Below are 9,963 nucleotides of genomic sequence, written 5' to 3'. Positions count from 1 at the left end.
TATAAAAAGAAAAGTTGCATTAAAATTCTAATTAGAACTTTAATACAACTTTTTATATGGAATTATATTATATTGTTAGCTATTAATCTTCTTGCTTTGTTTTAGCAATTACAATTTCTCTAATACAAACATCTTGAGGTTGTCCATAAGCAAAATCTACACAGTTTGCAATTTGCTTTGGATCAAGTCCTGCTTCAATAGTTTTCTTCCACTCATTATAACCAGCTTTGATAGCTTCATCACTTGTGTGTGAAAGTAGAGGAGTTTCAACAACACCTGGTGCTATTGTAATAACTCTAACATTACTACTTGCAACTTCTTTTCTGATATTCTCACTTATAGCATGAACTGCGAATTTAGTTCCACAGTAAACTGCATGGTTATCAAAAGTTTTTCTTCCAGCGATTGAACTAATGTTAACAATAGTTCCACCATTTCTAGCTTTCATATCAGCTAAAACAATATTTGTTCCTGTAAGAACTCCTTTAATATTAGTATCAACCATATCTGACCACTCTGTATAGTTTTGAAGAGTTGGATCACCAAGAAGCATTATTCCAGCACAGTTAACAAGACAGTCAACTTTACCATATTTCTCTTCAGCTTCTTTTATAGCTAATTTCATAGCTTCTAAATCTGTAACATCAACTGATTTACAAAGTGAATTTGGAAGATTTAATTCCTCCATTTTGTTAAGTCTTCTTGATAAAAGTAAAACAGGATGTCCTTTTTTAGAAAAGCTTCTTGCAATTTCTGTTCCTATTCCTGAACTTGCACCTGTAACAACTACTAAATTTTTCATATGTATCACCATTTCCTTATATTTAAATTAAATTTTTACGCTATTAATTTCAAACAAGTAATTATATAATAAAACTTGTACTATAATGATTATTATAAAGCAGTAATAAAATAATTATAAGAACGCACATATATGTTACTTAGTAACCACTAGGTAACTCTTGAAGATTTAGGAGAATTATTATGAAGAAAAAAGTTACATGTGAGATAGAAGTTACACTTAGTGTTATAAATGGAAAGTGGAAGCCACTTATTCTATATTATTTAATAAATAAGGGGACAAAGAGATTTACAGAACTTAAGAAGTATATTGCTAAGATATCACATAAGACATTAACAGCACAGCTAAGACAACTTGAAGAAGAAGGGCTTATAAGTAGAAAGATATATAATACAATCCCACCACAGGTTGAATATAGCATAACAACAAAAGGGACTAGCTTATATGATATATTAGAAGCTATGTGTGATTGGGGATATAAAAACATGGGTGATGATTATGAACTTATAAATCCACAATGTACAGACTGCTAAAGTGAAATATATTTATAAAAAATACGGTTAGTTAATATTGAGTAGTATATCTTTTAGAGATTTAGGAAAGATATAAATAAAGTAATATTTAAAGAGTTGTTCAAGAAATAAAAAATGAAAAATATTACGAAGTAAGAAGATAAAGAAATATATTATTAAAATACAAAATTTAACTTCCCAATTTTAATAAATAGGTATATAATATGTATTTGTAATAAATACAAAAGTTTTCATTTGATTTAAGTAGTTCAGAATCTTCTTACTAACAAACACAGTATAAAAGCTGGAACTTGACTTAAATCAAATTTTTTTGTATAATAAGGTCATACAATTTAATATAGTAGATAGATTTATTAAACAATTCTATTTACCAACGTGGGGATGTTTTGGCTTCGACGGGGGTAAGAGAGGTTTGGTAAGCGAGTAGAGTGAAGCATGTAAACTCTTTAATCGAGTATGCAAAATTATAAACGCTGAAGATAATTTCGCGTTAGCAGCTTAATTTAGCCGCTCATCTGTCCCGATTCCTACGATTGGGGTTGCAGGTGTCATTAAGTAGGGAACCGCACTTAGCAAAGCTTTGAGCTATGGACGGAATTTATGAAGCTACCATAGGGTTGATTCAGTTACTGGAAGCCTCCTGAGGAAAACGTAAAGCAGATAACTACACTCGTAGAAAGCCTTACTAATCTACTTCCGGACACGGGTTCGAAACCCGTCATCTCCACCATTACTAAACACATTGATATTATATCAATGTGTTTTTTGTCGTTTTAGGGGCATATGAAATTACAAACAAATTGAATACTATATCTCACTTATAGTATATCCAAAAGTTTTTAAATTATCAAAATGTTTTTATTAGAAATAAAAAGGAATATATTTCTTATAAATACAAATAATAAATATAAGAATAAGTATTGTAGGTGATTTTTTTGAAGCGATATACTCAAAATAATGATTTTTTTGAAAAGATTGATAATGAAAGAAATGCATACTGGTTAGGATTTTTATATGCAGATGGCTGTATTAGAGATCATAGTGAAACTAAAAATTATATGCATATAGAACTTCATATACAAGATAAATATATATTAGACCAATTTATAAGAGATTTAGATTCAAATAGAAGAGTAAAAGTTACATCAAGAGGTTATGCAAGACTAGATGTATGTAATAATAAAATTGGAAGTGATTTGATTAAATTAGGATGTGTACCTAGAAAATCAAATATATTAAAATTTCCAACAGAAGATATAGTTCCAAAAGAATTGTTACATCATTTTCTAAGAGGATATATGGATGGTGATGGATGCATTTCAACATATTTAAAAAAGAAAAGACAAATATATTTGTTAATTTGTGAGGTTAAGTTTGTTGGTACATATGATATGCTAGAAGGTATAAAGAGTTTTTTTGAAAGTGATAAGAAAATTTTAGGTCATAAGCATTGTAGCACTTGTTTTCAAATGAGCTTTACAGGGAGAAAATATAGAAAGTATGTAGATAAGCTTTATGAGAATGCAACAATATATTTAACAAGAAAAAAAGAAAAATGGGATAAGTTTATCTGTGATATTGAAGCTAAGAAGAAAAATTCTAGGGTCTTAGTGAAAGCAAATAACAATTATGAAGAATTAGAAGTTAAACCAATGGAACTAGAAAAAGTTATTACGGTTTATAAAGAAGTAAAAGTAGATAAATTTAAATATATAAATTTAAAAGAAACTCATAAAAAAATGTATGATATGTCAAAATACATAGAAAACAAAAATAAAGTAGATAACAGGGTTATACAATATAATTTAAATGGAGAGAAAATTAAGGTATGGGATGATTATAATGATATAGCTAAGTATTATAATATAAATGCAAGGTCGATTAGAAGAGCTTGTAATGGTGAGATAAAAACATATTTTAAATTTAAATGGGAATACTGTACTAAAAGGTATGGTTCTTCAAATAAATATATTTATCAGTATGACTTAGAAAATAACATTGTGAAAAAGTGGAGTAGTATAAAGGATGCAGCATTATCGCTAAATATTACACCGCAATCTATACAAAGATGTGCAACTAATAAGGTTAAAAGTTGTTCGGGTTATATTTGGAGGTATGATAGCTTATAAGATGTATAGTAGAATTTAAGTATAAAGAAAAGCTCAAAGGTTAGAGTATATCTAACTTTTGAGCTTTTCTATTATTTAGATTTATTATATTCTATCTTTAATTACTTCTTCAAGGTCAGCAGAGAATAGTTTTGCAGATTCAAAATCACCATTTTTAAGTGCTAATTGTATTTGCATTTCAACTGCTTTTTTATTTTTTTCAAATTCTAAGTAATTTTTATCAAAATGATTATCGTAAATCATTTTTTTGAATTTCTTGATATTCATTCTTCTGATTGTTTTATCTTCAACTATTAGGATAGAATCCATACAGTTTACTATTGAATAGAAGTCATGTGAAATCATTATTACAGCACCATTATAGCTTTTTATAGCTTTTTCTAGTGCCATTTGTGAATAAGTATCTAAATGACTTGTTGGCTCATCAAGAAGCAGCATATTTGCGTTACTTACTGACATTTTAGCTAGTTGAAGCATATTTTTCTCTCCACCAGATAAAGAGTGTATTTCTTGCTCTAGCATTTCATCATTAAATCCGTATTCTACAAGATGTTCTTGAATCTCTTCATAAGTTTCAAAACCAGCTTCAAAGAATTCAGCAAGTACTGTGTTAGAATCAGTTAATGTTTTTGTGTGAAGTTGTGATAGGTAAGACATTGTAACACCTTCAGTTAATTCAATAGCTTCATGAGCATTATTAAATATCTCTTGAAGTAATGTTGTTTTACCTGTACCATTTGCCCCAACTATTGCTACTTTTTCAGTAGGTTTAATTTCAAATTTAACTTTTTCTAAAAGTAGTTCATCAAATGAAACAGTATAATTATTAACTTTTAAAGCAATTTCTTCTTCAATTTCATTATCTGTAATTAAAGTAACATTTGGTTCTTTAATATCTACAAAAGGAGCTTTAATTCTACGGTTAACTAATCTTTCTTGAACTTTAACTCTAGCTCTTAGAGTTTTACCTCTAAATTGCTCTGCATTTTCACAAGCAATCTCTCTAAGTCTGTCTATTAAGATATCATTTCTTTCAATCTCAGCAGTATCAGCAGCTGCAAGTTCTTGAAGTTCAATTTTAGTTTGAAGCAGTGAGAAGTTATAATCTATATAATTCCCATCAAACTCTTGAAGCTCCATATTTTCAAGGTGAATAATCTTATCAAAACAGTTGTTTAATATGTATCTGTTATGAGTGATAACTAGCATTGTTCCTTTGTGTGAGTTAATTAGAGCTTTAAGTGAGTTAAGGTTCTCAAAGTCTAAGAAAACATCAGGCTCATCCATGATTATTAAATCAGGGCTATTAAGAAGTCCTCTAATTACTTGAACAAGCTTAAATTCTCCACCACTAAGTCCTGATACAAGTAAATCTTTATAACTCATTAAGTTTGCAAGATTTAAGTTTCTGTTAATAGTATCTTCAAAATTATCTCCACCGATTGCAGAGAATAAATCTAAAGTTTCTTGATATTTTTCAAGTAAAACTTCTATATTTTCACCAGATTCCATTTCAGTACAAATTGATGTTATCTCATTTTGTAGTTTAATGAATTCTTCTCCAATATATTCAAAAACAGTAATATCTCTGTCTTTGTCTACATGTGAGAATTGACTTACATAACCAACTTTACAATTTGGAGCAACTTCTAGTTTCCCATCAAATAAATATTTATCATTATTTTCATTATCATTTAAAATCATATCTATTAGAGTACTTTTTCCACTACCATTTGTTCCTATGAAAGCAGCGTGTTGTCCCTCTTCTAATGTAAATGAAATTTTATTATATAGATCCTTTTCAGGGAATGAATAGGATAAGTTTTCGATTTTTAACATAATATACCTCTCTTTATAACTAAAAAAGAGCCTATAAACTAGGCACTTTAAGCTGTTTTCTTAACAATTAAAATTTTTATATAGTAAAAATTTTTGCTAAGTTTATTAGAGATAGCATAACATTTTTTGCAACTAAATTCAATTGTTTGAAATAAGTAGTATAAATGTAGTTAATATTAAAAGTAATTATAATGAAAAAAAGAATAGTATAATATTAAATGTAGAAATTAAAATGAAAATATTGAAAAACAAATAAATAAATGATATAATCATTAAGAACCGTTGGAAGGCGTGGGTAATGCCTTAGTCCAAATATTCCATTTGCGGGATTAAGGATGGTATACCATCTTTTTTTTTGCCTAAAGAGAGGGAAAATATGGATAAAATAGATAATCCAATTGATATTGAAAAACAAATAGAGTTAATGAAAAAATACATTGTATTTTCAAGAAAAACTAAAATTAAAAATATTTTAGAGTATACAGGATATTTTAGACTAAGCAGATATGCAAAATATTTAATATCATTTAGTAATATTATCGGAAGTAAACCAGATCAAGATTTATTATTTGCTTTATATGAATTTGATTCAGAGTTACGGAATGTAATGTTTAAAAGTTGTGAAAAGGCAGAGATACAATTTAAAAGCAATTTATCAAATGCAATTTCTATGAAAGTTAATGATTCGGTTTTTTATATAAAAGAAGAATATTATACTCCAACTAAAGGAGAAAAAGATAAATTAAGAAAAGAATCTAATAGAAGATGGTTTGAAAGAACATTTTTTAGAAAGTTGAAAGAACAAGAAGAAAATTTACGAAGAGATAAAAATAAATTTCCAGAGTTAAAAGAATATAGAGGAAATGGAGAAAGAAGTAGAAAGAAAATTCCTTGTTGGGCAGCTTTTTCATATTATGAGTTTGGAACTATAACAAATATATATTCATATTTAAGAGGAGATTTAAAGAAGGAAGTTTTAATATATGGATATTCTAAAAAAAGATATAGTAAGTCAACTGTAAAATGTGTGGAAACTTGGATTGATGGTATAAGAAATTTAAGAAATATTTGTGCTCACCATAATAAATTGGTTGGGAAGACTTCTTCAATCATATTATTAGATTTAGATGATGATAATAAGATATTAAGTAGTGAAACAGATTTATTTTCAAGAATATATGCATTAAAGAAAATTTTAAATAAAAAAGACAGTGAGATATTAAAAAAAGATTTAATAAGAATAATAAAGAAGGCAAAATTAAATATTTATGAATTTAATATATTACCAAAAAAGTGGGAAGAACTTTTTGATGATATAAAATATTTATAGCAAATTACTTTAATCTTTGTAGCAAGATTTTATTTGAAGGAATAATATATATAATACCATTGGAAGGCTAGGGTAGTGCCTTAATCAAAATATTCCATTTGTGGGGAGAGTAAGACTAGATGTTTTGCTCTTTTTTTATATTTAGTTCATAAAAAGTGAAGAAGATACAAGAAAAGTTATATTAAGATAATTAAAAGGAGATACATAGATGAAATTTTACTTAGCACCACTAGAGGGAATTACAGGATTTATATATAGAAATGCGTATGAAAAAACTTTTCATAATGTAGATAAGTACTTTACACCATTCATAGTTCCTAATCAACATAAGAAGTTTAAAACTAAGGAATTAAAGGATATAATGCCAGAACATAATGAGGGAATGTATGTTGTACCACAGATACTTACAAAAAGTGCAGAGCAGTTTATTGATACAGCTATGCAACTTAAAAATTTAGGTTATGATGAAATTAATTTAAATCTTGGTTGCCCATCAGGAACAGTTGTATCAAAAGGAAAAGGGTCAGGATTCCTTGCTTTTAGAGATGAGCTTGATAAGTTTTTAGAAGAAATTTTTACACAGGTTAAAGATATGAAGATTTCTATAAAAACTAGACTTGGTAAAGATGAGCCAGAAGAGTTTTATGAGCTTATAAAGATATTTAATAAATATCCTTTAGAAGAATTAATAATTCATGCTAGAACACAAAAAGATTTTTATAAGAATAAGCCTAATTTAAAGGTTTATAGAGATGCAATGGCTTTAAGCACTAATAAGCTTTGTTATAATGGAGATATTTTCAATGCAGCAGATTATGAAAGATTTATAAAAGAGTTCCCAGATGTCGATACAATAATGCTTGCAAGGGGAGTAATATCAAATCCTGCATTACTTTCAGAGATTAAAGGAGAAATAAATCTTACAAAAGAATTATTAATAAATTTCCTAGATGATATTTTAGAAAATTATATGATAGATATGAGAAATGATGAGAGAATAGTTTTATTTAAAATGAAAGAAATATGGTCTTATATGATTTGGCAGTTCTCAGACCATAAAAAACACTTTATAAAAATAAGAAAATCACAAACTTTAAAAGAATATAAAGAAGCAGTAGCAAGTCTTTTTGCAGAGCAGAAGTTAGTCAAAGGTGCTAGACTGTTTGAAGAGAGAATATAACTTTTATAAAAGATTAATATTAGTAAAAACAAAGCTCAAAAGTTAGAACATCTAACTTTGAGCTTTAATTTTATTTCCAAGCGTTATAATAAGGATTATATCTTTTCTCAATACCTATTGTTGTACTATCGCCATGTGCAGGGTGTACATTAAGATTTTCATCTTGGCTATTTATAAGTCTTACAACACTTTCTTTTAAAGCATTGATATCACCAGTTTTTAAGTCTGATCTACCAACTGCACCTTTAAATAAAGTATCTCCTGAGTATAAGTCATTTTCAAATTTATAGCATACTCCACCACCTGTATGACCAGCTGTTGGAATAAATGATATTTTTTTATCTCCAAGTGGAAGTGTATCTCCATCTTGAAGTCTTACAATTTCTCTACCATCAAGATTGTAGTGTCTTACAATACCACGCTCGTTGTATAGGTTTGTGTAGTTATCTACAAATAAATCATATTCCTTTTCATAAATATAGATAGGAACATTAAATGAATCTGTAGCACTTATATGGTCAAGGTGAGAATGTGTTAATATGATTCCCTTAACCTCTAAGTTATTTTCTTCTACAACTTTTCTAAGTTTTTCTTTTTCATATCCTGGGTCAACAATATAACATTGTCCCATATAATCTATTATATAGACATTCATATCTATATAAGCATCCTTATATATTTCTCCGTTTACTTCAACTTTTATCATTTTAAAATTCTCCTTTATTGAAAGTAATTAAAAATTTATAAGTAGTAAATAATAATAGTAATCAAATTATAATAATAAAAGGAAGTTTTATCAACCTATTGTGACAACAAAGTGAAAAGTTACAAAGAATTATAGCTTATAAGTTATTTTTAGAATAGAATATTGAATGTTGTTTTGATTTTTTAGAAATAAAGTATTTATTAATTAAAAATAAATTTATTATTAACAAGTTGACTGTATAGTAACTATATAGATTATGATACTTTTAGTTAAGAGTACAAATAAGATGATTTACTTAGGATAAAAATTTAAAGTAAAACAAAGGTGGAAATAAGAAATAGTATTTTTAATATTATATTCAAAAGGGGGAAAACATGATGGAAACAAATTCAATATCAAAAGAGTTTAATTTTACGTCGCTTATAAAATTTACAGTGCCATCTATACTTATGATAATTTTTATAGCTATGTATAGTATTGTTGATGGGGTTTTTGTATCAAGATTTATAAATACAGATGCACTATCAGCTTTTAATATAGTATATCCATTTATAAATGTTGTTATTGGAATTGGAGTTATGCTTGCAAGTGGAGGAAGTGCCATCATTGCGAGAAAAATTGGAGAGAAGAATGTAGAAGAGGCAAAGCAGAATTTTACTTTTATAATTATTTCAGGGCTTATTATTGGAATTATTATTGCAATACTTGGATATATATTTTCAGAAAAAATGATTTATATGCTTGGAGCAACAGAGGAATTATATGATTACTGCCAAAGTTATTTATATATGGCACTTATTTTTGTACCAATGTATATAGTGAATTTACTATATCAAATGTTAACTATAACAGCAGGAAAGCCTAATATTGGACTTATCCTAACGGTTGTGGGTGGAGTTACTAATATTATTTTAGACTATGTTTTTATAGAAATTTGTGGAATGGGAATAGCTGGTGCAGCACTTGCAACTGGGCTTGGAAATCTTATTCCTGTAATTATGGGAACTATTTATTTTATGAAGACTAAGGATATGCTTCATTTTGTAAAGTTTAAGTTTGATTTTAAAGTATTATTTGATACTTGTATAAATGGTTCATCAGAGATGGTTAATAACCTTGCAACAGGAATTACAACTATATTATTTAATATTATTATGATTAGATTACTTGGTGCTAATGGAGTTGCAGCAATGAGTATTGTTTTATATGGACAATTCCTTGTTACAGCTATATTTATAGGATTTGCTTCAGGAGTTGCACCTATTATAAGTTATAACTATGGAGAGGGGAATAGAGCTCAAAGTAAGAAGATTATAAAATATAGTTTTATATTCATAGCTATTAGTTCTGTAGTTTGTTATGTGCTTTCAATGGTTTTTGTAAAAGGAATAGTTGGAGTATTTTCACCAGAGGGTACAGAGGTTTATAAGATTGGATATAATGG

General features: G+C 27.6%; 8 protein-coding genes and 1 other RNA gene. 6 read left to right on the top strand and 3 right to left on the bottom strand.

Translation table 11 applies throughout. The features are described 5' to 3' along the window. Positions 1-82: 82 nt before the first annotated feature. Entirely contained in the window at positions 83-802 is a 720-nt protein-coding gene (locus Q0V15_RS09445) for an SDR family oxidoreductase (RefSeq protein WP_297438354.1), read from the bottom strand. 182 nt (positions 803-984) lie between these two features. On the opposite strand from Q0V15_RS09445, the gene Q0V15_RS09440 reads away from it, so the two are divergent. From Q0V15_RS09440 to Q0V15_RS09430, 3 genes are all read left to right on the top strand, one after another. Then, positions 985-1,335, top strand: a complete 351-nt coding sequence (locus Q0V15_RS09440; protein WP_297438352.1) for a helix-turn-helix domain-containing protein — start codon at positions 985-987, stop codon at positions 1,333-1,335. A 377-nt stretch (positions 1,336-1,712) separates the two neighbouring features. Continuing rightward, positions 1,713-2,065: a transfer-messenger RNA gene (gene ssrA, locus Q0V15_RS09435) on the top strand. Between the two features lie 205 nt (positions 2,066-2,270). After that, a complete protein-coding gene (locus tag Q0V15_RS09430) occupies positions 2,271-3,464 on the top strand; it encodes an NUMOD1 domain-containing DNA-binding protein (protein ID WP_297438350.1) in 1,194 nt (397 codons plus the stop codon). 84 nt (positions 3,465-3,548) lie between these two features. Here Q0V15_RS09430 and Q0V15_RS09425 read toward each other — a convergent pair whose 3' ends face one another. Further along, positions 3,549-5,303, bottom strand: coding sequence for an ATP-binding cassette domain-containing protein (locus tag Q0V15_RS09425; RefSeq protein ID WP_297438347.1), 1,755 nt, complete (start codon positions 5,301-5,303; stop codon positions 3,549-3,551). Positions 5,304-5,679: 376 nt separating this feature from the next. Between Q0V15_RS09425 and Q0V15_RS09420 the strand changes: the two genes are divergently transcribed. Both Q0V15_RS09420 and Q0V15_RS09415 read left to right on the top strand, forming a co-directional pair. Further along, positions 5,680-6,633: an Abi family protein gene (locus tag Q0V15_RS09420; RefSeq protein WP_297438345.1), complete on the top strand. Its 954-nt coding sequence runs from the start codon at positions 5,680-5,682 to the stop codon at positions 6,631-6,633. A 208-nt stretch (positions 6,634-6,841) separates the two neighbouring features. Beyond that, the gene (locus Q0V15_RS09415) at positions 6,842-7,813 is read left to right on the top strand and encodes a tRNA-dihydrouridine synthase (RefSeq protein ID WP_297438343.1); all 972 of its coding nucleotides are present in this window, start codon (positions 6,842-6,844) and stop codon (positions 7,811-7,813) included. 70 nt (positions 7,814-7,883) lie between these two features. Here the strand turns inward: Q0V15_RS09415 and Q0V15_RS09410 are convergent, their stop codons facing one another. Next, positions 7,884-8,519: an MBL fold metallo-hydrolase gene (locus Q0V15_RS09410; protein WP_297438341.1), complete on the bottom strand. Its 636-nt coding sequence runs from the start codon at positions 8,517-8,519 to the stop codon at positions 7,884-7,886. Between the two features lie 374 nt (positions 8,520-8,893). Between Q0V15_RS09410 and Q0V15_RS09405 the strand changes: the two genes are divergently transcribed. Continuing rightward, on the top strand, positions 8,894-9,963 hold a 1,070-nt coding region (locus tag Q0V15_RS09405), incomplete at its 3' end, for an MATE family efflux transporter (RefSeq protein ID WP_297438339.1).

It is taken from the genome of uncultured Clostridium sp., from assembly GCF_947036855.1.
Lineage (GTDB): Bacteria > Bacillota > Clostridia > Clostridiales > Clostridiaceae > Sarcina.
This window is presented reverse-complemented; position numbering and strand designations above follow the sequence as displayed.

What these genes read in the sequence shown, in the direction of transcription:
- Q0V15_RS09445 (WP_297438354.1), bottom strand. Translation starts at nt 802, where the DNA reads ATGAAAAATTTAGTAGTTGTTACAGGTGCAAGTTCAGGAATAGGAACA.
- Q0V15_RS09440 (WP_297438352.1), top strand. Translation starts at nt 985, where the DNA reads ATGAAGAAAAAAGTTACATGTGAGATAGAAGTTACACTTAGTGTTATA.
- Q0V15_RS09425 (WP_297438347.1), bottom strand. Translation starts at nt 5,303, where the DNA reads ATGTTAAAAATCGAAAACTTATCCTATTCATTCCCTGAAAAGGATCTA.
- Q0V15_RS09420 (WP_297438345.1), top strand. Translation starts at nt 5,680, where the DNA reads ATGGATAAAATAGATAATCCAATTGATATTGAAAAACAAATAGAGTTA.
- Q0V15_RS09415 (WP_297438343.1), top strand. Translation starts at nt 6,842, where the DNA reads ATGAAATTTTACTTAGCACCACTAGAGGGAATTACAGGATTTATATAT.
- Q0V15_RS09410 (WP_297438341.1), bottom strand. Translation starts at nt 8,519, where the DNA reads ATGATAAAAGTTGAAGTAAACGGAGAAATATATAAGGATGCTTATATA.